Origin of the sequence: Achromobacter sp. NPDC008082 (assembly GCF_042957345.1) — a bacterium.
GTDB classification, from domain to species: Bacteria; Pseudomonadota; Gammaproteobacteria; order Burkholderiales; family Burkholderiaceae_B; genus Achromobacter; species Achromobacter kerstersii_A.
In genome coordinates this window covers 952,568-978,244 of sequence record NZ_JBIBIB010000001.1, presented here as the reverse complement: position 1 = coordinate 978,244, position 25,677 = coordinate 952,568, and the positions used below count along the sequence as shown (strand labels likewise).

General features: G+C 65.7%; 9 protein-coding genes. 4 read left to right on the top strand and 5 right to left on the bottom strand.

The features are described from left to right. Nucleotides 1–108 precede the first annotated feature (108 nt). Together ACFZAI_RS04360 and ACFZAI_RS04355 are read left to right on the top strand one after the other, a co-directional pair. Nucleotides 109–1,113 carry a Bug family tripartite tricarboxylate transporter substrate binding protein gene (locus tag ACFZAI_RS04360; protein WP_391565751.1) on the top strand — a complete coding sequence of 335 codons (1,005 nt, stop codon included), beginning with the start codon at nucleotides 109–111 and terminating at the stop codon, nucleotides 1,111–1,113. Beyond that, nucleotides 1,106–1,984, top strand: a complete 879-nt coding sequence (locus ACFZAI_RS04355; protein ID WP_391565750.1) for a PhzF family phenazine biosynthesis protein — start codon at nucleotides 1,106–1,108, stop codon at nucleotides 1,982–1,984. The genes ACFZAI_RS04360 and ACFZAI_RS04355 overlap by 8 nt, the downstream gene beginning before the upstream one ends. Before the next feature lie 74 nt (nucleotides 1,985–2,058). Here ACFZAI_RS04355 and ACFZAI_RS04350 read toward each other — a convergent pair whose 3' ends face one another. The 5 genes from ACFZAI_RS04350 to ACFZAI_RS04330 all read right to left on the bottom strand — a co-directional run bounded on the left by ACFZAI_RS04350 (nucleotide 2,059) and on the right by ACFZAI_RS04330 (nucleotide 8,872). Then, on the bottom strand, nucleotides 2,059–3,372 hold the full coding sequence (locus tag ACFZAI_RS04350) for a pyridoxal phosphate-dependent aminotransferase (protein ID WP_391565749.1): 1,314 nt from the start codon (nucleotides 3,370–3,372) through the stop codon (nucleotides 2,059–2,061). A gap of 331 nt (nucleotides 3,373–3,703) precedes the next feature. Next, nucleotides 3,704–4,705, bottom strand: coding sequence for a zinc-dependent alcohol dehydrogenase family protein (locus ACFZAI_RS04345; RefSeq protein ID WP_391565748.1), 1,002 nt, complete (start codon nucleotides 4,703–4,705; stop codon nucleotides 3,704–3,706). Between the two features lie 66 nt (nucleotides 4,706–4,771). Beyond that, a complete protein-coding gene (locus ACFZAI_RS04340) occupies nucleotides 4,772–5,074 on the bottom strand; it encodes an ArsR/SmtB family transcription factor (RefSeq protein ID WP_391565747.1) in 303 nt (100 codons plus the stop codon). A 185-nt stretch (nucleotides 5,075–5,259) separates the two neighbouring features. Further along, nucleotides 5,260–8,037, bottom strand: a complete 2,778-nt coding sequence (locus ACFZAI_RS04335; protein WP_391565746.1) for an ATP-binding protein — start codon at nucleotides 8,035–8,037, stop codon at nucleotides 5,260–5,262. Further along, nucleotides 8,030–8,872, bottom strand: a complete 843-nt coding sequence (locus tag ACFZAI_RS04330; protein WP_391565745.1) for a DNA-binding response regulator — start codon at nucleotides 8,870–8,872, stop codon at nucleotides 8,030–8,032. Before ACFZAI_RS04330 ends, ACFZAI_RS04335 begins: the two co-directional genes overlap by 8 nt. A 378-nt stretch (nucleotides 8,873–9,250) precedes the next feature. Between ACFZAI_RS04330 and ACFZAI_RS04325 the strand changes: the two genes are divergently transcribed. Together ACFZAI_RS04325 and ACFZAI_RS04320 are read left to right on the top strand one after the other, a co-directional pair. After that, entirely contained in the window at nucleotides 9,251–10,984 is a 1,734-nt protein-coding gene (locus tag ACFZAI_RS04325) for a ShlB/FhaC/HecB family hemolysin secretion/activation protein (protein ID WP_391565744.1), read from the top strand. A gap of 24 nt (nucleotides 10,985–11,008) precedes the next feature. Then, the gene (locus ACFZAI_RS04320; RefSeq protein ID WP_391565743.1) at nucleotides 11,009–25,672 is read left to right on the top strand and encodes a filamentous hemagglutinin N-terminal domain-containing protein; all 14,664 of its coding nucleotides are present in this window, start codon (nucleotides 11,009–11,011) and stop codon (nucleotides 25,670–25,672) included. Nucleotides 25,673–25,677 lie beyond the last annotated feature (5 nt).

Below are 25,677 nucleotides of genomic sequence, written 5' to 3'. Positions count from 1 at the left end.
TTCGGGCTGTCGCATGCGGGATCAGCCGGTGTCGCGTGGTGGTTCGCCGCCGGGCCGGTGGCTCCCTACGATCGGGTCATTCAATCCATTACATACAAGGGGAATTTCATGAATCGCGCATTGCCGTCTGTATTGCTGACTACCTTGCGGTCCGGGTTGCCGTCTGCATTGCTATCCGCCGCCCTGCTGGTCTTGCCGGCCACCCACGCGTGGGCCGAATCCGCGTGGCCTGACAAACCGATCACCCTGATCGTGCCCTTCCCCGCTGGCGGCGGCACCGATCTGGTGGTGCGCACGCTGCAACCGGCGCTGACGCGTCAATTGCAGCAGACCGTCATCATCCAGAACGCGGGCGGCGCGGGTGGCACGGTGGGCTCGGGCCAGGCCGCCCGCGCCAAGCCCGACGGCTACACCGCGCTGGCCGTCACCACCAGCACCACCGCGCTAAGCGCCAGCCTGTACAAGAACCTGCCGTACCGCCCCGAGAAAGACTTCGACTACATCGGCTTCATCGGCACGTCGCCCTATGTGCTGGCGGCGCAGCCGGCGCTGAAAGCCAGCACGCTGCCCGCGCTGGTGGATGCGCTGACAGCGCGCCGCAGCGGCACGTATGCGTCGGTGGGCGCAGGCACCGTGTCGCATCTGCTGGGCGAGATGTTCAAGAAAGACAAGCAGCTGGACCTGACGCATGTGCCGTATCGCGGCGCGGCGCCCGCGTATACGGATTTGATCGGCGGCCAGGTCGACATCATGTTCGACAACCCCGTGGGCCTGGCGCCCTTCGTGCAAAGCGGCAAGCTGATTGCCGTGGCCACCACCCAGCCCACGCCCATCCTGCCGAACGTGCCGACCTTCGCCGCCCAGGGCATGCCGACGTATACGCAGTCGCTGTGGTACGGCCTGGCCTTTCCCAAAGGCACGCCGCCCGCCATCGTGCAAAAGATGAATCTTGCGCTGAACACCGTGCTACGCGATCCGGCCATCGCCGCGGACCTGGCGGCCAAGGGCGTCGATGTGCGCCCCGACACGGCCGAGGCGCTAAGCCGCACCGTCTCTCACGACCTCGCCTTCTGGGGCGAGCTCATCACCACTACCGGAGTCCAGTTTGACTGACCTTCACCCCACCCGCCCCCCTGCCCAGCCGCCTGCCGGCAAGGCGGCATTGCTACGCGTGTTCGTTGACCCTGACCAGGCGGCGCAAGGCGGCAACCCCGTGCCGCTGGTGCTGGATGCGGGAGGCATGGCGGCCATCGACATGCAGGCGCTGGCGGCGCATCACGGCCATGAGTCATCGTTTGTGGTGCCGGCCGAGCGCGAAGGCCATTTGTGCCGGCTGCGCTTTTTCGTGCCGGGCCATGAAATGGAAATGTGCGGCCACGCCACCGTAGGCACGCTGTGGGCGCTGCGCCAATGGGGCTACTGGACGACGCCTTCTGCGCGCGTGCAGACGCTAAGCGGCAGCGTGGATATCGAATGGGACGCTGCGCGCGACCGCGCCTGGGTGTCGCAACCCGCGGTGACCACGTCCGAACTGACGGCAGAGCAATGCCGCGCGATTGCGGCGGTGCTAAGGATCGATCCCGATCTGCCCGGCCTGCACATGATCAACGCCAGCACCAGCCGCGTGAAGACGCTGATTCGCCTGCCCAGCGTGGCGGCGTTGAACGCCTTGACGCCTGACTTCAGCGCCGTGCGTGAGGTATGCGAAGCCATCGATTCGACCGGCCTGTATCCCTACGCGCTCAGCGGCGACGGCGCCAGCGCGCGGCAATTTCCCAAGGCGTCCGGCTACCCCGAAGACGCCGCCACCGGCATCGCGGCAGCGGCCTTGTGGGGTTACTTGAACCAGACAGGCAGCATACCGGCCGGCGAGGTCTACACCGTGCGCCAGGGCGTGGCGATGGGGTCGCCCTCCGCCATCCAACTGCGCGCGCGCGGCAACGCGCAGGGCTGTTGGCTAAGCGGCGTCACGCAGTGGATGTGAGGTAAACAGTAAACACAAAGGGCGTCGAAGGGTAGCTGCTACCCCGCGACGCCCTTGCGTTGACGCAGCTTGCACTACGCCGTTTTCTTCGCCCGCTCAAGCGGCAAATCATCCTCGATCTCGGCCACATCGGCCGACTCGGCATCCGCGGACGCCAGCGACTTGTTGGCATGCTTGGCGCGGTAATCGGCCAGGAACTTGGCGATGCGCGCAACCGCCTCGCGCAAGTCCGTCTCGTGCGGCAGGAACACGATGCGGAAGTGATCCGGGCGCGACCAGTTAAAGCCCGTGCCTTGCACCAGCATCACGCGCGTCACTTCCAGCAGTTGCAGGAAGAATTGGCGGTCGTCCTCAATGGGATAAATCTCGGGGTCCAGGCGCGGGAACATGTACAGCGCGGCTTGCGGCTTGACGCAGGTCACCCCCGGAATGGCGGTGATCAGCTCGTAGGCCAGGTCGCGCTGACGGCGCAGACGGCCGCCTTCGCATACCAGGTCATTGATGCTTTGGTAGCCGCCGAGCGCGGTCTGGATGGCCCACTGCCCCGGCACGTTGGCGCACAGACGCATGTTGGCCAGCATGTCCAGGCCTTCGATGTAGTCGCGGGCGGCGCGCTTGTCGCCCGAGACCACCAGCCAGCCGGCGCGGTAGCCGCAAGCGCGATAGCTCTTGGACAGCGAGTTGAAGGTCAGCGTCAGCACGTCGGTGGACAGGCTTGCCATCGCGGTGTGCGTGGCGTCGTCGTACAGGACCTTGTCGTAGACCTCGTCCGCCAGAATCACCAGCCCGTGCTCGCGCGCGATGGCGATGATTTCTTGCAGCACGTGATCGGGGTAAATGACACCGGTCGGGTTGTTCGGGTTGATGACCACGATGCCCTTGGTGCGCGGCGTGATCTTGGCGCGGATGTCGTTCAGATCCGGAATCCAGCCGTTGGCCTCGTCGCACAGATAGTGCACGGGCGTGCCGCCCGACAGGCTCGTCACCGCCGTCCACAACGGGTAGTCGGGCGCGGGCAGCAGCAGCTCATCGCCATCGTCCAGCAGCGCGTTGGTGGCCATCGCGATCAGGTCGGACGCGCCGTTGCCCAGGTAGATGTCTTCCAGCGTCACGCCTTCCACGCCCTGCGCCTGGGTGTAGTGCATGACCGCTTTGCGCGCGGCGAAGATGCCCTTGCTGTCCGAATACCCCGCCGAGTTCGGCAGGTTGCGGATCATGTCCTGCTGGACTTCCTCGGGGGCATCGAAGCCAAACACGGCCAGATTGCCGATATTCAGCTTGATGAGCTTCTGGCCTTCGTCTTCCATTTGCTTGGCCCGATCCATGATGGGGCCGCGAATGTCGTACAGGACGTGAGCCAGCTTGCTCGATTTGCTAATGGTCTTCATGAACGGAGTTCCGTGGAATGCGCGCGTATCCAGGTCGGGCGCATTGATCAATCAGGTGCTTAGTCGCCGGATGGATGCAAATAATACGCCCTCTGGCGGGCGCTTTGCTGCGGCGCACCCTGAACTCCGTCCCCGAAACCCGTTTTGCCCCCTTTTACTTCGCCTGTTACTTGGACTTTTACTTGGACTTTTACTTGGCCTTGCGCAGCGACACCGGCACGCCCCAGACCGGGTCTTCCATGCCCTGTTTGCCCAGCGTCGTGATCTCCATCCCGTCCTGACAACGCCTCTTGCGCCGGTGCCCATGCCAAACGTCCGCGCGGCGCCGAAATTATTGTTGCGTTTGTTTCGCCAGGACGTCGGCGGCGGCTAATGGCCCCACTGCAATCGCGATCTTTCCTTGCAACCCGTTGTTGGGGCTTTCCAACCGCGCGTGTGCGCTGGGAATGTCGGCAAGCGTGTAGACAGCGCCCACGTGTGGCCGCAACTGCCCGCGCGTGACCAGCGCGCTCAGCTCATCAAGTTTGCCGCGATGTTGCCGGGTGAAGACGAAGTGGTAGCTGGCGTTCTTGCCCCAGGCCTGGATCAGGTTTTGCGGCTGCGCAAGGTCCACAATCGAGACCACGCGGCCCAGTTGCGCCAGCGCGTCGGGGCTGCGCGACAGCGTGTTGCCGCCGATGGTGTCGAACACAACGTCCACGCCGCGCCCGCCCGTCACCCGCATGATCGCGTCGACGTAGTCTTCCTTTTCATAATCGATGACCACGTCGGCGCCCAAGCTTCGTACGAAGTCGGCGTTGGCGGCGCGCACGGTGGTGAACACCTGGGCGCCTATCGCCTTGGCAAGCTGGATCGCCACATGTCCGACGCCCCCGGCGCCGCCATGGATCAGGATGCGTTCACCCACGCGCAGCGCGGCGCGCACGGTCAGCGCTTCCCACGCCGTCCCGCCCACCAGGGTCAGGCTGGCGGCTTCAAGATGGGTCAGCGCTGCGGGCTTCTTGCCCACGATGCTTTCGGCGGCCACATGGTATTCGGCATAGCTTCCCGGCCCGTCGAATATCTGCGGCGTGTACCAGACCTCGTCGCCAGGCGAGAACGCCGTCACGCCCGGGCCAACGGCTTCGACCACGCCCGATACATCGTGTCCGGTAATGGCCGGCAGCGGCACCAGGTCAGGGTAGTCGCCCCGCCGAACCTGAAAATCCAACGGATTGATGGAAGTGGCATGGACACGGACCAGCATTTGCCCCGCCTGTGGCACGGGTTTGGGCGCCTCGCTAAGTTCGAATGATTCCGGACCGCCAAATGTTTTGAGGATGAGCGCTTTCATGGGATTCGCCTTGGTTTCGAGAAAACGGGATATCGAGATTTACCGATTTGATGAGACAAAAAAAAACTACAGGTCTTGCCCGACGAGCTTGGCAAGCGCCTTGATGGTGGCTTCATTACGCTTGTAGTAAGTCCACTGGCCAATGCGCCTGACTTCAACCAGGCCCGCGCGTTGCAGCGTTGCAAGATAGTCAGACACCGTCGACTGCGACAGCCCAACGCCTTCTTGAATGCTGCTGACGCAGACGCCGACCTCAAGCACGTCCCCTTCGTCCTGCGGAGGGAAGTTCTTCACCGGGTCCTTCAATCCTTTCAGGATGTCGAGGCGGGTACGGTTTGAGAGAGCTTTGAAAATTTCGAGCAAGTCCATGGCGGCATCATATCGGGATTTACCGATATGTCAATACGCGGCGTGACCTCGGTGTCAGACTGCAATTCCCCATACAGGCCGTCAATACCGCCGCCCGCCCTCGGCGCATGGGATTCAGGATTCAGTCTGTGATCCCGGTGTCAGACTGCAATTTCCCTACCGAAAAATGCAGTCTGAATCCTTAATTAATTCGATCCCTCGCGCATCGTCTCGCACAGCTTGCGGATCGCTGAGATGTCGCCCTGTTTCGCCATGCGGCGCAGTTGTTCGCTGAAGTCCGTAAACGCCGGGTCGCGTGTTTGCAGTGCGCGCGCCCAGTCGATCAGGTCCGAAATAGCGCCGCTGTCCAGCAGCACTTGCACCTGCGCCAGATCCGCGCCCGACAATTGCGGCGCTTGCAGTGAAGCCGGCTCGGCGTCGTTGCCCGATGGTTTGATCGCCAGATGCAACAGCTTGGCCAACACATGGCGCAGCTCGACCAGGCTGATGGGTTTGAGCAAGCTGGCGTCGTAGTCTTCCCCGCCCAAGCCCACCGTGTTGTGCGGCGTTGCCGACACCGCGACAACCGGCAGGTCGGGCCAGCGGGCGCGGGCGGCGGCAAGCACCGCGGAACCGTCAACGCCTTCCATGCGGTGGTCAGTCAGGATCAAGTCGGGCCGGCGGGCGTCGTCGGCCTGGATGCGCGCCACCATGCCCTGGCCATCGGCCTCGCTATGCACCTGAAAGCCCATGCTGGCCAATTCTTCGACCAGGAATTCACGGATCTCAGGCGTATCTTCAGCCAGCCACAGATGCATGCCCGACCCATCCAGCGCCGGCAAGACATGCGGCGCAGCAGAGATGTAGTGGTGCGAGATGCGGGACTCGTCCATCTTTCTGACCGGTATCGTCACGCTGACAAACGTGCCCAGCCCCACGTGGCTTTCGACGCGGATATTTCCATGCATGCGCAGCACCCACTGCTGGACGATGGGCAGGCCCAGGCCGACACCCGGCTGGTTATCCGCAGACGCCAGTCGCTGGAAGGGTTCGAAAATGCGCTGCTGATCTTGCGGCGCAATGCCGCAGCCGGTGTCACGCACCGACAGCGCAAGCCGCCCCGTTGCCTCGCCCGCGGCGGGCGCGGTGTAATCGGCGGTCAAGGTCAGGACGCCGCCGCGCGTGAACTTGGCGGCATTGTCGATCAGGTTGGACAGCACCTGCCGCACCCGCTTGCCATCCATTTCCAACACAGCCGGCACCGACTCCGACACCCGCAACACGAACTGGTTGTTTTGCCGGGCGGCGATCGGGGCGGATTCCTTGGCCACCGCATCCAGCAACGCGTGCACGTATTCCGGCGACAGGCGCAACGCCTGCCCGCCCGCGCCGGCCGCGTAGTCGATCAGGTCATTGACCATGCCCAGCATGTGGTCGGCGCTGCGGCGAATGATCGCGCCGCGCGGCGCGTCATCGCGGCCGCCGGCCTGAATCAAGTCAGCGAAACCGATGATCGACGTCAGCGGCGTGCGCAGGTCATGGCTGATGCGCGCCAGGAAGTCCTGGCGCACGCGGCCGGCTTCATCCGCCTGGATCAGCGCCGCCTGCAACGCCTTCGTGCGCTCGGTGACAGCCTGGTCCAGCCGCTGGTGTTCGCGTTCGCGCGCCTCGGTCAGTTCGCGCTGCACCGCCAGCTTTTCCTGGCGATGCTGGCGCGTGCGCCCATGCACCAGCACGGCCAGCATCAACGAGACCGACAACAGATCCCACGCCACCTCAGGCCCGCCTTCCCATCGGCCCGGCAGCAGCCCATGGATGAAGGCCAGCCGCAGGAACAGGCAGGCGCAATACACCGCGAACGACAGCAGGAAGATCCGCGCATTGGCATGCCCGCGCCGCCAGCCGTCGGCCATGGAGATAGGCCAGACCAGCCCCCACAAGAAGATCAGCCCGACGAGCACTTGCGCGCTGACGCGGTAATTGCCCACGGCCGCCCACACGGTGCCTGCAAGGCCCATGGCGATCAGCGCCCCATACATCCAGCGCCACAGCCGCACCCGATGCAGGTCGGCGAACAGCATCACCGAGCAGCCGAACACCGTGGCCGCCAGCGTGCCCAGCACACTGGGCGCGCGCAGCACCGCTTCGCCGCCGCCCGTCAGCACGTAGCGGTACAACAAGCCTTGGAAAGAAATGCTGTAGAGAATTTCGGTGATGATGGCGGCGGCCAGCAGCAGGAACACCAAATCGCGCTGGGCGACGCCCAGCACGCCTGTGTAGATGCCCACCATCAGCAATGCGCCGATCAGCAGCGCCAGGATCAGCGTGCCGCGTTGCGCCGCGCCCACGAACGCCGCGGGCGTCCAAAGCGTAGGCTCCATGCTGATGGCCGAGCGGCTTTGCACCCGCACCAGCACCGTCATGCGCTCACCCGGCGTCAGCCGCAGCGACGCCACGGACACCGATGACGGCACTTCGCGCAAAGCGAGCGGCTCGCGATTGCCGGCCAGCACCACGGTGTGCGGCTGCCGCTGCCCTTCGGGATACAGATAGAACCGCACGTCTTCCAGGCGAGGCACGCCTAACGAGAGCCAGCGCTCCAGAAAGCCTTCGGTGGGGTTCTGCACGTCCAGCTTCAGCCAGAACACCGACGCGGAAAAACCGCGGTTCAGCCAGGCGGGGGTTACGGGTTGCCAGGGGCCGTCAAGCATCTGGCTGGCGTCCTGGTTGCCGGTCGTATCTTCAATGCCGAGCAGTTCGTGGCTCAGGTGCAATCTGCCGGTCACGGTACTCAGGTCCACGGCGGGGTGCGCGGTCTGCCCGGCGGGTGGGGCCGCCTGCGCGCGCGCGGGCAGCAGCAGGCATGACAGGGTCAACAGCAATAGCGGCAACGACCACAGCAACGGCGACGAAAACGAAAACGAAGACCAAGACGAAAACGAAAACGGCAGCCAGCCCGGCAAGCCCAGGCGACGCTCAAGCATGGGGATCAAATTCCTGGCGCAAGGCGGTCGGCGGCATGCCGAAGCGCTCGCGGAAAGCGGTGGAAAAATTGCCGCGGTTGCCATAGCCCACCGCTTGTGAAATGGCCTGAATATCCAGGCTGGTCTCGCACAGCAGCCGGCGCGCCTCGCGCATGCGCTCTTCGCGCAGGAACTCGAAGACGGTTGTGCCCGCGCAGCGCCGGAACGCCTGGTTCAGCCGCCGCGCGTTGGTGTTCAGCGCCTGCGCCAGCGCCATCAATTCAGGCGTGTGGTCCAGGCGTTCGCGCAGCAGCTTGCGCGCGGCGCGAAACAGCACGCCGTCCAGCGTGGCCCCTGCCGCGGCGGCGGAGGTGCCGTCTTCGGCGCCTGTCTCGGGTGCGGATTGCACAGCGGCGGCGGGCGACGCCGCAGGCGCCGCCGTCACCCGCAGATGAATCAGCAGGCGCAGGCGCACTTCCTCGAAATCGAACGGCTTGGCGACGTAATCGACAGCGCCTGCCGACAGCCCCGCCACGCGCTCGCTGGGCAAGGCGGCCGCGGTCAGGAAAATGATGGGAATGGCGCGCGTGGCCTGGTCGGCCTTCAGCAGACGGCAGGCGGCCAAGCCGTCGCAGACCGGCATGGTCACGTCCATCAGGATGATGTCCGGCTGCACCAGCTGCGCCTTGCGGTAGCCGTCGTTGCCATCCTCGGCCACATAGACCCGGCAGTCCTGACTGGTCAGGAAATCCACCAGCAGCATGCGGTCTTCGGGGCGGTCCTCGACGACCAGTACGCGTAAACCGGCGAGCTGGCCCGGAGCCATCGGAAAGAAGGCGTCGTTCATGCCGCGCATTCTTTCATGCCAGCCGACGCTCGCGTGGGGCAGATGAGACAAAACCGAGGCCGCGGCTCGAATAATTTTCCTTGCGGCAAACCTACCTTGCATTCCAGCAAACCTCAGTAATGGAATATTTGCGTACTTACGATAATGTTTGTTACAGCGCAAAACTGGTCGGGTAACCACTTTTTCCGCCCGGCTGTCGCGTCGCCGCCACAGCCAGACGGACCCTGTATTCCCCCGTATTCCCCTTTACCTGCCCAGTGACGGCGTCACGAGCGTAGGCATATTGCAGAGCTTGGCGGTTGCAAAAATGTTGTGTACCCAAGCGAAACTTATATGTCAAATAGCGTCTATCAATTCCAAATGTAACAAGTCGCCGTCCGAGCACCCATGCGCCGCCTATCCCGATTCTGCCGTCCCGCCGCCCTCCGCCTGTCCCCCATTTCCGTGCAAGTCGGCCTTGCCGCCGCGGCCCTGGCGCTTGCCGCCGGATCGGCCTCCGCGCAAAACGTGCGTCCGCAACTGCCGTCGGCCGCCGAGCCGGGCCGCACCCTGCCGCAACCGGCCATGCCGGAAAGCATGAGCTCCGCGCCGCAAGTCACGGTGGAACAAGGCAGCGCGTCCGAGGCGCCTGCGGGCGCCGACAAGCTGAGCTTCACGCTGAACGACATGCGGGTGGAAGGCGTCACCCACTATTCGCCCGAGAAAGTGCGCGCGCTGTATCAGGGGCTGCTGGGCAAGACCATCACGGTTGCCGACGCTTTCAAGGTGGCCAATGACATCGAACTGCTCTACCGCAACGATGGCTATGTGACCACGCGCGTCATCGTGCCCGCGCAAACCGTTGATGGCGGCGTCTTCCGCATCATGGTGGTCGAAGGCTACGTGTCGGATGTGAAGTACGACGGCGATATCGGCCCCGCGCAAGCCGCGGTGGAAAAGCTGGTGCAGCGCCTGCGCGGCGTGCGCCCGATCAACGTGGCCGAGGTCGAACGCCAACTGCTGCTGGCCAATGACTTGAACGGCTTGGTGGTGCGCGCATCGCTTGAGGCCTCGCCCCAGGAAGTGGGCGGCTCGGTGCTGGTGGTGCATAGCGAACGCAAGCCGGTCGACGCCCGCCTGGGCTTTGACAACCGCGCCTCGCCCTACCTGGGCTGGAGCGAAATGACCGGCCAGATCACGCTGAATTCGTTTGGCGAACGGGCCGACACCTTTACGCTCAGCGGCCGCCTGGGCTTTCCGGCCTATCGCAGCCAGGCCGTCGCCGGCAACTACGACATGCTGGTCTCTGACAGCGGCATGACCTTTGGCCTGGCCGCCAGCTACGCCAAGAGCGAGCCGGGCCGCGACCTGGCCCCGCTGAACGTCGCCAGCGACGTGCAGGCCTACACCGCCACCCTCACCTATCCGCTGATCCGTTCGCGCCAGGAAAACCTGCGCGCCTTCGGCATGTTCGACGTGCGCAACGTCGCCACCGACATCACTGACACCCCCTTCACGCGCGACCGCCTGCGCGTGCTGCGCGGCGGCTTGAGCTACGACCGCACCGACAGCTGGAACGGCATCACCGCCATCCGCGGCACGGTGCACCAGGGTCTGGACGCGATGGGCGCCACGCAAGAAGGGGCCGAACTGGCCTCGCGCGCCAAGGGCCGTTCGGACTTCCTGAAGTTCACCGCCGAACTGACCCGCCTGCAACAGCTCACCGAACGCCTGTCGCTGGTGGCCACCTTCGCCGGGCAGTACAGCGCCAGCCCGCTCTTGGCCAGCGAAGAATTCGCGCTGGGCGGCCCCAACTTCGGCCGCGGTTACGACGACGGCGAAATGTCCGCCGACTCCGGCCTGGCCGGTTCGCTGGAACTGCGCTACGCGGTGTCCACCGACCAATTCCTGCCACACGGCGCGCACGTGTATTCGTTCATCGACGGCGGCCGCATCTGGTCGCGCAGCGAAAGCGCGCCCTTGACGCGCGCCAACGTCTCGTCCTTTGGCGCGGGCATGCGCGCCAACCTGAGCAAGAACCTGTACGCGACGTTGGAAGTCGCCAAGCCCACCAGTTCGGATGTCCTGACCCAGGGCAACAAGAATCCCCGCGTGTTCTTCAGCATCTCGGCACAGTACTAAGCAGCGAACGACAAGAGACCGACCATGAATCGCAATTCCCGCAGCCTCGCCCCCTCCGCTCGCCGTTCGCGCCTGAAGAAAGACACCGCCCTGCCCGCGCTCAGCACGCTGGCCATGGTGATCGGCTCGCTCGCCACAGGCGGCGCGCACGCCAACCCCACGGGCGGCAACGTCGTGGGCGGCGCCGCCACCATCATTGATCGCGGCAACGGCACGCTGGACATCAACCAGTCCACCGGCAAAGCCATCATCAACTGGAAAGACTTCAGCATCGGCGCCAACGAGACGGTCAACTTCCGCCAGCCCGGCGGCAAGAGCGTCACGCTGAACCGCGTGGTGGGCAATGACCCCTCGGCGATCTTCGGCAAGCTGAACGCCAACGGCACGGTGATGCTGGTCAACCCGAACGGCGTGGTGTTCGGCAAGGGTGCGCGCATCGACGTGGGGGGCCTGGTCGCCACCACGGCGAACATCAGCGACAAGGATTTCCTGGCCGGCAATTACAAGTTCAATCAGGCCTCGTCCAAAGCGAACGCCATGATCGTGAACGAAGGCACGATCAGCATCAAGGACAGCGGCCTGGCCGCGCTGGTTGCGCCGTCGGTGCGCAACTCGGGTGTGATCGAAGCGAAGCTGGGCCGCGTGGCGCTGGCGGGCGCGAAGACCGTCACGGTCGACTTCCAGGGCGACGGGCTGCTCAGCTTTGACGCCACCTCCACCGTCGGCGAACTGCCCAAGGACGCCAGCGGCAAGCCGGTCTCGGCGCTGGTCACCAATACCGGCGTCATCCGCGCCGATGGCGGCACGGTGCTGATGACGGCGCGCGCCGTCAAAGGCGTGATCGACAACGTCGTCAACACTGACGGCATCATCAGCGCGAAGTCGGTTGGCACGCAAAACGGCAAGATCGTGCTGTCTGGCGGCGACGCCGGCACCGTCAAGATCGCCGGCACGGTTGACGCCACGGGCGCAGGCGCTGGCCAGCAAGGGGGCAAGGTCGTCGTCACCGGCGAACACGTCGACGTGACGCGCAGCGCGGCCATCGACGTCTCGGGCGCCGCGGGCGGCGGCGAAATTGCACTGGGCAGCCTGGGCGTTGCGCCGGACGACGGCTCGGCCGCGTTCAGCAACAAGTCCGCCACCGTCAAGGTGGCCGCGGGCGCGACGCTCAAGGCCGATGCGCTTGTCAAGGGCAACGGCGGCAGCGTCACGATGTGGTCCAACGACGCCACGGCGTTTGCCGGCAGCCTGTCGGCGCGCGGCGGTGAACAAGGCGGCGATGGCGGTTTCGCCGAAGTCTCCAGCAAGAAGAACATCGGCCTGACCGGTTCGGTCGACATGCGCGCGCCCAAGGGCAAGACGGGCCTGTTGCTGATCGACCCGACCGACCTGCGCATCGTTGATTCCGGCAGCGGCTCGGGCGCGCTGGACGGCAACGCCGGCGACGGTACCGTCAACGGCGGCGACGCCAACGCCGCCAACAACACCGTGTCGCGCGGCCTGTTGGAAAGCCTGGCCGGCACCACGAACATCAAGCTGGAAGCCACCGGCCAGATCACGATTGCGGACATGGCCGCGATCAATCTGAAGACGACCTCGGGCAACAGCTTCACGCTGCGTTCGACGCAAACGGGCGGCATCCGCTTCGAGAATTCGAATACCGAAATCAGCACCCAGGGCGGCGCCATCACGCTGGAAGCGCTGGGCGTGGGCAGCACGCTGGACAACATCGGCAAGCTGAACAGCCGCGGCGGCGCCATCACGTTGAACGCCACCGGCGACATCAACCTGGCCAACGTCATTGACGCTGGCACCGGCGCGGCGCTGGTGCGCACCAGCGCGGGCACCATCCGCAACACGGGCGGCGCAAACCAGGTGGTGACGGGCAACACCGTCACGCTGGACGCCAGCGGCGGCAGCATCGGCGAGATCGGCAACGCCATCAACACCGACACCACCAAGCTGGCGCTCGCCACGGGCGGCAACCTGGCCGTGGCCAACCGCTCGGTGCTGAGCACGCTGGACATCACCAGCCGCCACGCGCAACCCGGCGTCAACAATTCGTACGCGCTGTCGTCCAACGGCTTGACGTTCGCACTGGCGGATAGCGGCAGCTACCAGCTGAACACGGTTGACCAGGCGGGCCTGAACTTCTCGTTCACCGGCGACCGCACGATCAACGTGGGCAACATCGCGCTGGGCACGGGCGCGCTGTCGCTGACGTCATCGGCCGGAGACATCCTGGCCCGCAACAGCCTGAGCACCATCGGCGCCAGCACCATCGCGTTGAAGGCGGCAGGCAGCACCGGCGGCAATGGCGCCATCGGCTCCTCTGCGCTGGCGTTGAACACGCAGACGGCCGCGCTCACGGCGGCCAGCGGCACGGGCGGCGTGTATGTGAACAACGCAGGCAACCTGGCCCTGCGTTCCATCGACACCACGGGCGCGCTGTCCGTGTGGACTGATGGCCATCTGACGGTGGGCGCCATCAAGGCCGGCACGACCGTGCTGACGTCCACCGCCGGCAACATCGTGGACGATGGCGACGACACCACGTCAATCGCCACCAGCATGCTGACCCTGTCGGCGCAGAATGGCATCATCGGCGCTGCGAACCGCAGCCTGAAGACCAACGCGAACGTCGTCGCCGCCACGTCTGGCACGGGCGTTTACCTGGACAGCACCAGCAACAGCCTGACCATCACGCAGGCGCAGGCGAACAACGCCGCCATCGTGATCACGGGCGCGGGCAGCGTGTCGGCCAACAACGTCAGCTCGTCTGGCGGCGCCGTCAACTTGACCGGCAACAGCATCTTCGCCGGCCAGGTCAACGCAGGTTCGGGCAACGTCACGCTCACCGCGCGCGCGGGCAGCATCACGGGCTCGTCGGCATCGCTCATCACCGGCAACGTCGTCACCCTGCTGGCCCCCGCGGCCAGCAGCGCCTACACCGTGGGCACCACCGGCACCTTCCTGCGCACGGCGGCGGGTGAACTGCATGCCACGGGCGGCGGCATCTACATCAACCAGGCCCAGGGCTCCGTGCTGCTGGACGACCTGAAAGCGTTCAACGGCATTTCCGTCACCGGCGTCGCGGACCTGACGGCCAACAATCTCGATGCCGGCACCGGCACGCTCTGGCTCAATGCCCAGGGCGGCAACATCCTGCGCGCCAATGCGAACAGCGCGCTGGCGGGCAACAGCATCAACCTGCAAGCCCTGCAACACATCGGCACGGCCAGCGATCACCTCAAGACCTCCACCACCAGCCTGACGCTGGCAAGCGGCGGCGATATCTATGTCGACAACCCCGACAAGACGCTGACGTACCTGTCGGTCAGCAACTGGCACGCCGACCCCGCCCGCAAAAACACCTTGCTGGTTTCGGCGCCCTTCCTTGCTTTCGACGTCAATGACGACCTGGGCAACGCGTACGAATTGAAGCAGGTCTATAGCTCGCTGCTGAGCCAGTTCATCTTCAACGGCGATCAAAGCCTGAAGCTGGGCAACATCCGCGCCAGCAACGGGATTTCGCTGACGTCCACGCAAGGCAGCATCCTGGACGACGGCAACGCCGAGACGCGCGTCACCGCCAGCTCGGTCACCCTTTCCGCCAACCAGGACATCGGCACGAGCGGCAACTTCGTCGCGGTCAACGCCCCGTTCCTGTCGCTGAGCACGCGCGGCAATCTCTACGCGACCAACATCGCCGACCTTTCTTCGCTGACGGTAACCGCTCGCCACAAGGGCGAAGACGACCACTACGTGCTGGACGTGCGCGCCCCGTCGCTGCTGTTCAACATCACCGACGATGTCAGCGGCCACACCATTCACGAGGTGCGCGACAGCAACTCGGTGAACTTCAGCTTCGTCAGCGACCGCGACGTCACCGTCGGCAGCATCGATGCGGGTTACAGCGGTTCCATCACGCTGAACACCACGGGCGCGATCAGCGACGACGGCAACAAGAACACGCTGTTGCTGGCCAACTCGGTGAACCTGACCGCTGGCCGCGCCATCGGCGCCGCCGGCACGGGCTATCTGGACATCCTGACCAGCAACCTGTCCGGCTCGGCCAGCAATGGCGGCTTCTACGCCCAATTGCTCAAGCCCACCGGCTCCGGCAACACCACTGGCATCATCACGCTGAACACCATCACGGCAACCGACGCGGTGCAGATCGACGCGCGCCAGGGCGACCTGGTGGTGTCCGGCGCGGTTCGCAGCTGGAATGACGACGTTACGCTGAACGCGGCCAACGGCTCCATCCTGGGCAATGGCTCGGGCAACGTGTACGCCGGTGGCGGCGACATCTTGCTGACCGCTTCGGGGGCCATTGGCGGCACCTACGCGGGCGCCCTGCGCTACGTGGGCGTGGGCGGCGCGGGCCAAGTCAACGTGGTGGCCAATGCGGGCGGCGACCTCTACCTGAACGGCACCACCAGCGACGTCAAGCTGGTCACGCTGACGGCAGGCGGCCAGCTCGGCTACACCCAGTCGGCGGGCGGCACGACCACCGTGGGCAGCGTGCAGGCCAACGGCCTCGCGTCGCTGGCCAACGCCTCGGGTTCCATCCTGGATGACGGCGACGCCGCCACGAAGATCCAGGCCAGCAGCATTGCCTTGTCGGCGGGCGGCCAACTGGGCGCAGCGGGCGCGGCGCTGACCTTGCAGGCCCCGGACGTCAGCCTGACCAGCGGCGGCGACATTACCGTTGACAACCTGACGGGTCTGACCCGCCTGGCCGTGACGCGCAACGGTTCGGGTTACGGCTCCTATGCCATCACCGCGCCCAACCTGGCGGCCTTCACGCTGACGGATGACGCCAACGGCATCCACCTGAAGGACATCGCCAGCGCCACCAATCTGGACTTCGGCTTTACGGCCAACAGCAAGAACCTGCTGGTGGGCAACATTGACGCCGGCGCGGGCGGCAAGGTCAGTCTGGCTGCGGGCGGCAACATCACGAACGACGATCTGGCCAACCCCGGCGCCATTCGCGCCGGCACCGTCGCGCTGACGGCGGGCTCGAATGGCTCGATCGGCTCGTCGGCCACGGGCGGCACGCTGGCGTTGAACGGCACGTCGGCGCTGAGCCTGACTGCGGGCAACAGCTTCTATGTCGCCAGCGACACCGTGCTGCGCAGCCTGGCCATCAACAGCCTGCGCGGCGCGGGCGCCACCAGCACCATCGCCGTGGGCGGCGGTGCGGGCCAGACCATCAAGATCAGCGATGACGGCACCACGCAGTACCTGGAGCAGATCACGGGCGGGCTGACGGACTTCAGCTTCACCAGCCGCAAGAACATTCAGGTAGGCGCCATCACCGCCAGCGACCTGGTAAGCCTGACGACGGCCAACGGCGGCGTCTATTCCAGCATCACCAGCGATGCCGGCAACGGGCGCATTACGGCCGGCACGGTCAAGCTGTCGGCAACCGGCAGCGACAGCTACACCGCGCGCGATGCGAACACGGGCGCCATCGGCAGCACCGGCCGCGCCCTGCGCACCATGGCCAACAATCTGGTGATCGCCAACAACGGAGACATCACCCTAAACAACGGCGGTCGGGAGGTCAGCAGCATCGACCTGAACCTGACGCGCCGTGACGCCTACAACGACACGATTGCCGATACCAACGCCTATTCCTTCGCCGGGCTGGGCACCCAATCGCTGTCGATCTCCGGTGGCACTACCCTGTTGATTGCGGCAAACATGCCCGGCACGTCGCTGGCCATCAGCGCCGATTCGGCCATTGCGACCGGCAACATCAATACGGGCGCCACGGGTTCGGTGACGCTGACCTCGCGCTACGCGAACAGTTTGCTCAACCCCACTATCTCGCGCAATTCCGGCCAGATCACGGGCGACTCCGTCAGCCTGAACGCACTGGGCGCGAACGGCAGCGTGTCGGGGTCCACCAACACCAACAACCTGTCCATCGCGTCGGCGGGCAACGTCAGCGTCTCCAACGCCAAGCAGCTGGCGTCGCTGTCGCTGACGGCAAACCACAGCAATACCACCGGCGCGCAGACCAATACGTACGCGATCTCGGCCACCGGCCTGACGTTCTCGCTTGGCGATTCGAACAGCGTCAATGGCATGACGGTCAACAACATCGCGTCCAACGGCCTGGCGCTGTCCCTGTCGTCGGACCGCACGCTGACCGTCAGCAACGTCAACACCGGAGCGGGCGGCTCGGTCACGCTGGCCAGCAACGGCAACATCTACGGCAACAGCTCCAGCGCCAGCAACCCCAACATCACCACGGGCGATCTGACGTTGAATACGGGCTCGGTCTCGGGTACGTACAACACGGTCCAACCGTTGTATGTCAGCGTCGACACGCTGTCTTCGAACGTGCGCGGCAGCCTGTGGGTGTCGAACAACAAGAGCCTGACGCTGCTGAACAACAGCGCCGCCAGCTCCGCACAGGTGAACGTCACCAACGGGTCGATCTTGCAAGGCGCTGGGGGCCGCTTCGTCGCTCCCGCGCTGACGCTGACCGCCACGCAATCCATCGGCGCCGCGGGCAATGCGGTGCAAACCGATACGCGCCAGCTGGTCACGCAGACCGGCCGCGATCTGTACCTGAACAACGCGTCGAACCTGTTCAGCCTGAACGTCACGGCCAACCACGCCAACCCGGCGGTGGACAACGTCGTCCAGGTTGCCGCGCAAGGCTTGACGTTCAACGTCACCGATACCGGCGGCTACAACCTGTTTGACGTGCGCGACACCACCGGCCTGAACTTCTCGTTCTCGGGCGACCGCACGCTGAACCTGGGCAACATCGACACAGGCCCGGCCCACACCGTCAGTCTGGCCGCCACGGGCGCGGGCAGCAACATCGTCAACCTGTCGCCGGCGTCGCACGTCACGGGCGATTCGGTGTCGCTGTTCGCCACCGGCCAGATCGGCTTGGGTTCGTCCGACAAGATCCAGACGACCACCACCGAGCTCTACCTGACGGGCGGCAGCCACGTCTACGTGAACAACGACCGCGACCTGGCCAGCCTGTCGCTGTACGCCACGGGTTCGGCGCCGTCCACCTACGACATCACGTCGGACCAACTGGTGTTCGACGTCGAACACAACGGCCGCCTGCAAGTCAACGAAGTCCGTGACAACACCGGCCTGAACCTGTCGCTGTCCAGCAGCGTGGGCCAGGACATCGGCATCATCGACACGACGTCCACCGGCACCGTCCGCCTGTCCAGCAACAGCAGCATCCTGGGCAGCGCCGACGACAGCCAGCGCATCACCGGGGGCCAGGTCACGCTGACCGCCCAAGGCACGGGCGGCATCGGCGCCGCAGGCCGCGAAATCAATTTGTCCGCGCCGATTGTCAGCCTTCAGAACACCGGCGACGTCTACATCGATTCCGACACGCACATCGATTCGTTGTCGCTGTACGCGATGGGCAACGCCGCGCGCACCTACAGCATCAACTCGCCGACGCGCGACGGCGGCTACATCGGCTTTACCGCCACCGACGGCGGCAGCGGCGACGCGGCCGGCCTGGTGCTGGGCAACATCACGGACGCGGGCGGCCTGAACCTGTCCGTCACCAGCGATCGCACCATCACCGTTGGCACGATCAACGTCGGCTATGACAACGTTGCGCTGACTTCCCGCAACGGCTCGCTGCTGGGTGACGGCGACGCCAACACCAAGATCGACGCCGCATCGCTGACGCTCAACGCCAACAACGCGATTGGCGCTGCGGGCGCCGGCAACGCCATCGACACCCGCGTCAGCACGCTGACCGGCCGCACCGCCAACGGCGGCGCGTTCATCACGGTAGAAGGCAACACCAGCCTGCCGAGCTTGACGACGACGGGCGCAAGCTCGGTCAGCAACACCGTGGGCGACATCGAGCTTGGCACCGTCAACACCAACGGCAACGCGTTCTCGGTCAACAACACCGGCGGCTCCATCCTGAGCGGCACGATCAGCAACGCCACCACCGTCGACCTGACGGCCAACGGCTCGATCGGCAACAAGAGCGCCATCCGCACCACCAACATCAACGGCCTTACGACGACCGTCACGTTGAGCGCCCGCAAGACGGCCACGGCGGACGGCAGCATCACGTTGACCGAAACCTACGGGCTGCGCGCCACGTCGGTCACCGCCGACGGCAACATCACGCTGACGGCCGACACCGCCGGCAGCGGCCGCGATCTGCTGGTGGGCACCATCAGCACCACCGATGGCGCGGTGGCGCTGAAGTCCGGCCAGGGCAACATTGTCGGGGTGGACAACAACAACCGCATCACCGGCAACAGCGTCACGCTGACGGCCGACTATGGCTCGGCACGCAGCATCGGCACGAACAACTCGAACCGCATCCATCTGGACACGCCGTCGCTGACGCTGAACACCCCGGGCAACATCTACGTCGACAACCTGGCCGACCTGACCGATCTGACCATCAACCGGAACAACGCCACGGGCAACCAGAATGGCAGCACGGGTTTCCTGACCATCGACGCCCAGAACCTGACGTTCAGCGGCGCCGATACCAGCAACAACACCGCGCTGACCATCGTTCGCGACACCACCGGCCTGAACTTCACGTACCTGGCGATCGGCTCGATCACCCTGAACGATATCAACGTGACGTCCAACGGTTCGGTCAACCTGTCGACCAATCCGTACTACTACACGGGCGGCTCCATCCAGGGCATGACCGGCTCGTCTAAGATCACGGCGGGCGACCTGACGCTGTCCACCGCGTCGGGCAACACCACCAACTCGATCGGCTCGGCCGGCCGCGCGCTGAACACGCAGGTCAACAACATCTCGGCAACCGCCTCGGGCGGCATCTGGCTGAGCCAGACCGGCTCGATCAACCTGGGCAACCTGCGCGCAGGCGAAGACTTGTCGGTGACGACGACCACGGGCGACATCCTGGTCGGCACGGTCAGCTACGGCACCAACAAGACGCTGACCTTGAACGCCCAAAACGGCAGCATCCTGGACGGCGGCGGCGCCATCTCGGGTTCTGGCACGGGCGCCATCACGCTGACGGCGAAGAACGGCATCGGCACGAACGACGCGGCGATCAAGATTGCGGCCCCGCTCAACCCGGTATCGGCCACCGTGACCGGCACGGGTTCACTGTTCCTGAACAGCACGACAAGCCTCACGGGCGGCCTGACGACGTCCGTCGCCAATGGTCAAACACGTGTCACGTCGGCGGGCAACCTGGTGCTGACCAGCATGACGTCGGCCACCGATGCGGCGGGCAACGGCATTTCGGTGAACACGACCGCAGGCAACATCACCGTCAAGAACGTGCAGGCCGGCGCCACGCAGGGCCAGATCACGCTGAACGCGGAAAACGGCTCCATCCTGGCGGATGCGGCGGGCGCCACCATCAAGGCATACGGTGTGACGCTGAACGGGCGCACGGGCATCGGCTCCAACAGCACGCTGGGCCGCATCAACGCAACCGGCCAGCGCGTTGAAGCCACGACCAACGGCGCGATGTACCTGGCGGCGGACAACAATTCCGTCTACTCGTACCTGTCGGGCAACATCATCGACATCGCCGCAGCCGGCAACCTGCAAATCGCCAACGCCATCGCCGCCAACGGCAATGGCGCGATCAAGATCGTGGGCAATGGCACGAACAGCCAGCTGGTCGCGGGCAACATCGACGCAGGCACGGGTTCGGTCAACATCGACTACAGCAAGGCAGGCAGCACCATCGTCGACGATCGCGAGCAGTCCACGCGCATCATCGGCAATTCGGTCACGCTGAAGGCCGCCGCGGGCATCGGCGGCGCCGAAGGCTCGCCGGACAACGTGCAGACCACCGCTGGCCAGATCACGGCCGAAGTCACCGGCAACGGCTCGATCTACCTGGACGACAACCGCGCGGCCGGCACGACGCTGATGTCGGTCATCACGCAGAACGGCGCCATCGGCATCACCACCGCCGGCCCCACGCTGGTCAACAGCGCCGTCACCAAGACGAACTCGGCGGCCAACGACATCTCGATCGCCACGTCCAATGGCGACCTGTCGATCAACACGATTGACGCCTTGCAGCTGGGCGACGTCAATTTGAAGGCGGCCGGCTCCATCCTGGGCGCGCTGTCGGGCAACCTGATCTTCGGCAACAGCCTGACGGCCACGGCCGGCGGCAGCATCGGCTCGGCCACCAACCTGGCCAACGGCACGGGCGGTATCGCGCTGCGCACCAACGTCGCATCGCTGGGCGACCTGACCACCGGCGCCGATGGCGCGGTCATCGTCCTGAACAACGTGGGCACGCGCGCCTTGACGCTCAACGGCGACGTCACCCAGACGGGCGACAACAGCTCGGTGTACATCCGCTCGTCGGGCGACCTGAACGCCAGTTCCGGCTTGTCGAACACCGCCGACAACGTGCTGCTTGCTTCGTCCGGCACGCTGACGGTCGCCAGCACGGGCGTGCAAGCCAATGACACCGTCACCCTGACTGGCACGCGTGACGTCGTCGCAGCCGGCGTCACGCCGCGCGACATCACCGTCCGGGGCGGCACGCTGAACTTCACGAGCGGCGCGGCAGGCGGCAACACGGCATTGACGACGGAAGTGGCGAACGCCACCGTCAGCCTGACCGGCGCCAGCGCGCCGGCGGACCTGACGCTGAACAACACCGGCGCATTGAATGCCACGCTGTCCACCGCCAACGGCAACATCACCGCCAACGCGACCGGCACGCTGGATGTGTCGGCTTCGGCCAGTGGCAACAATCGCACCATCAACCTGAGCTCGCAGCACGGTGACTTGGCGTTCGGCACCATCAATGCCGGCGCCACGAACGGCGCGGTCATCCTCGCCGCCGCCGAAGGTTCGCTGGTGGGCGCAGGCACGGACCTGACGACCAACAGCCTTGATCTGACCAGCTTGAACAGCATTGGCGACGGCAACGCCGCCTTCACCACGTCGGCGCGTTATCTCAAGGCCAACGTGCTGGGCGCAGGCGACATCGTCGTGGACGCGACCGGCCCCTTGACGCTGGGCAACATCGCGACGGCCGATGGCGACATCCAGATCGCCGCCGTGGGCGACTTGATCAGCACGGTCAAGCTTGCCGCGGGCAATCACGGCGACGTCCTGCTGGGTTCGTCGGCGGGCAACGTGGGCGTCAACCACGCCATCGCCAACACCGACGTCAACAACCTGACGGTGACCGGCGCGCAAATCGGCATGGCCGCCGTCAACACCGCTGGCGCGCAGACCTACGAAGGCAATGTCACGCTGAACGGCGACCTGACCGGCACGGCCATCGACATCACGGGCAACGCCACGCTGACGGGCGGCAAGCGCACGCTGACCGCGAATGGCGCGAACGGCGGCGTCAACATCGCGGGCGCGCTCAATGGCGGCAACCAGCAGGCCGTCATCGTCGCCAATGATGGCGACGTCGCGCTGGGCGGCAACGCCATCAACCTGGCCAGCCTGACCATCGACGGCGCCAACATCGGCCTGCAAAGCGTCACCACGACCGGCGCGCAGCAGTACAACGGCGACACGACGCTGCGTGGCATCTACACGACGAGCAACAGCGCCTTTGGTGTCGACGGCGCCACCATCCTGGGCAACGGTGTCAACGTGTCCACCGGCAACGGCGCGGTCACGTTCACGGGCAACGTGTCGGGCGCCAACGCCCTGAACATCACCACCACCGGCACGACCACGTACGACGGCGCGGTCGATATCGCCTCGCTGAACCAGGCGGGCTCGGGCGTTACCGCCATCAACGGCGGCGAGGTCACCACGTCCGGCACGCAGCACTACGCCGGCCGCGTGGTGCTGGGCGACGACACGACGTTGACCGGCAGCACCATCACGCTGAGCAATGGCGCAGACGGCGCGCACGCGCTGGAAATCGACGGCGCGGCTTCGCTGGCGGGCGCCATCGGCGCCAACGCCAAGCTGGCCAGCCTGACCGTGACCGGCCCGGCCACGCTGACAACAAGCAGCGTCGCCACCACCGGCAACCAGCACTACCAGAACGCCGTGACGCTGGGCAGCGACCAGTCGCTGTCCACCACCACCGGCAACGTCACGTTTGACGGCGCGTTGATCAGCACCCGCAACGTTGTCATTGACTCGACGGCAGGCGGCGACGTCAGCTTGAACGCCGTGGGCAGCGCTGGACAGCGTCTGGGCGACGTGACGGTCAATACCGCCGGCGCAACCACGTTCAACGGCGCGGTGTACGCCGCCTCGGTGCAGACGGACGCGCCGGGCACGGTGGCCATCAATGGCGGCCTGGTCGATACCACGGGCGATCAGACCTTCCGTGAACGAGTGACGCTGGGCGCAGACACCGTGCTCAAGGGCAGCACCGTCAATCTCTTGGGCGGCGGCAACGGCAAGCACGGCCTGACCATTGACGGCGAGACCGTGCTGAAGGGCGCGTTCGGGGCGCAAGATGCGCTGGCCAGCCTGACGGTGAACGGCACGGCCAGCCTGGACGGCAGCATTCGCACCACGGGCGAGCAGTCGTACAACGGCGCAGTGACGCTGGACGGCGACGTCGCGTTGGCAACGCAAGGCGGCAATATCACGTTCAACGACAAGGTCGTCAGCAGCCAAGGCGACGACCATGATCTGTCACTGGCCGCCAACGCCGGCAACGTGACCTTCACGAGCACCGTTGGCGATGCCACCGGCGGCCGTCTGGGCGATATCACCATTGCCAGCCAGGGCGCCACCACGCTGAACGACGTCGTCTACGCGGCATCGATCACGTCCGACGCTGGCGGCACGATCGCCATCAACGGCGGCTTGGTCGACACGACCGGCACGCAGTCCTACGGCGAACTGGCCGTGCTGGGCGGCGACACCGTGTTGAAGGGCAGCACCGTCAGCCTCTTGGGCGGCGGTGACGGCGCGCACGACCTGACGATTGACGGCGACGCCGTGTTGAAGGGCCCGTTCGGTGCGCAAGACGCGCTGGCCAGCCTGACGGTCAACGGCACGTCCACGCTGGGCCAAGGCAGCATCGCCACCACGGGCGACCAGTCGTACAACGGCGCGGTTACGCTGGGCGGCAACGTCACGGTGGCCAGCCGCGACGGCGACATCGGCTTTAACGGCTCGGTTGACGGCACGCACGATCTGGCGGTCTCGGCAGGCAACGGTGACGTCACCTTCGCCGGTCCGGTTGGCCAGGATTCCCGTTTGGGTAACGTGACGATCAACGCCGCGGGCGACACCGTGCTGAACGGCCCGGTCCGCACCGCCTCGCTGCAAACCAGCGGCAACGGCGACCTGCTGATCAACGGCGGCTCGGTCAACACGACGGGCACGCAGCTGTATGGCCAGCACGTCATCCTGTCTGGCGTGGACACCACGCTGACCGGCACCAACGTGCAACTGAAGGCAGGCGTGGACGGCACCGAGCCGGGTCAACAAGGCCTGATCATTGCCGGCAACGCCGACATCCAGGGCGACATCGGCGCCACCACGCCGCTGCGCGGCCTGGCGGTGCAAGGCACGACCACGATGGGTCCGGGCAAGGTCGTCACCACGGGTGACCAGGTCTACACCGGCGCGGTCACGCTGACGGGCGACCGCGAACTGACCAGCAGCACGGGTTCCGTTGTGCTGGGCAGCACGCTGGACGGCGGCAATGGCAACAACCTGTCCATCAACGCCGGCAAGAACGTGCAGGTGGCGGGCGACGCCACCGGCCTGGGTTCGCTGACCTTGCGCGCCGTTGACACCATTGTGTTCAACGGCGACGTCAGCGCCTACCGCGTGCAGCAGCTGGAAGCCAAGACCGCCAGCTACAACGGCGCGGTGCGTGCAACCGGCCCGGACGGCATCGACATCTCGGGCGGCACCGTGTCGTTCGGCAAGGATGTCACCGCCGACACCGGCGCGATCCGCGTCACCAACACCGATCCGGCCGGCACGACGACGTTCGCTGCCGGCTCCACGGTGAAGGCCGCGACGGGCTTCACCCAGACCGGCGGCGCCGGCCTGACGCTGCCCGCGCAACTGCTGGTGACCCAAGGCCCCATCAACCTGGGCGCCCCCGCCACGCTGCAAGGCGCGAACGCCACCATCAGCACCAACGGCGACATCACCGCCGTCGGCCTGTCTGGTCCGCAAACGACGTTGACGCTGGCCGCCGGCCCGCTGGGCGCGCTGCGCATCGGCCTGAACGACGCCAACCTGAGCCACAAGCTGGACGTGGCCGGGCTCATCGTTCCCACCGCCGGTTCGGCCGACGTGTGGGGCACGATTGGCGGCAAGACGGGCGCCTTGGCGGCCGCTTCCATCAAGAGCTCGCTGGTGGGTTCGCCGTATTACCTGAACGGCGTCACGTGGGGGCCGACGGGCGTCATCGACCGCTTGGCCGCCATTACCGCGCCGCAGCCGATCATCCCGAGCACGCCTACCGCCGAATCTTTGTTCCGTGGTACGGTCCCGTCTGATGGTTTTGGCCCTGATGCGCTGGGTGCATACGCCGATCCGCAGGTGCTGAAGGTGGCTACTGCGAGCTTTAACTGGCTGCTGCCTTCCGGCGACAACGCCATGCTGAACGTACCGGCCGGCAACACGTCGGTACTGCAAGCCCCTGGCAGCAACCCGCAACAACCTGTCGCCGAAGGCAATCCGTCTTCCGACGACGAGCGTCGCGACCACGACGCGCAATCCCGCACTCTTTGATTCGA

Coding starts and splice junctions, on each gene's coding strand:
- ACFZAI_RS04360 (WP_391565751.1), top strand. CDS start 109: ATGAATCGCGCATTGCCGTCTGTATTGCTGACTACCTTGCGGTCCGGG.
- ACFZAI_RS04350 (WP_391565749.1), bottom strand. CDS start 3,372: ATGAAGACCATTAGCAAATCGAGCAAGCTGGCTCACGTCCTGTACGAC.
- ACFZAI_RS04345 (WP_391565748.1), bottom strand. CDS start 4,705: ATGAAAGCGCTCATCCTCAAAACATTTGGCGGTCCGGAATCATTCGAA.
- ACFZAI_RS04340 (WP_391565747.1), bottom strand. CDS start 5,074: ATGGACTTGCTCGAAATTTTCAAAGCTCTCTCAAACCGTACCCGCCTC.
- ACFZAI_RS04335 (WP_391565746.1), bottom strand. CDS start 8,037: ATGCTTGAGCGTCGCCTGGGCTTGCCGGGCTGGCTGCCGTTTTCGTTT.
- ACFZAI_RS04330 (WP_391565745.1), bottom strand. CDS start 8,872: ATGCGCGGCATGAACGACGCCTTCTTTCCGATGGCTCCGGGCCAGCTC.
- ACFZAI_RS04325 (WP_391565744.1), top strand. CDS start 9,251: ATGCGCCGCCTATCCCGATTCTGCCGTCCCGCCGCCCTCCGCCTGTCC.
- ACFZAI_RS04320 (WP_391565743.1), top strand. CDS start 11,009: ATGAATCGCAATTCCCGCAGCCTCGCCCCCTCCGCTCGCCGTTCGCGC.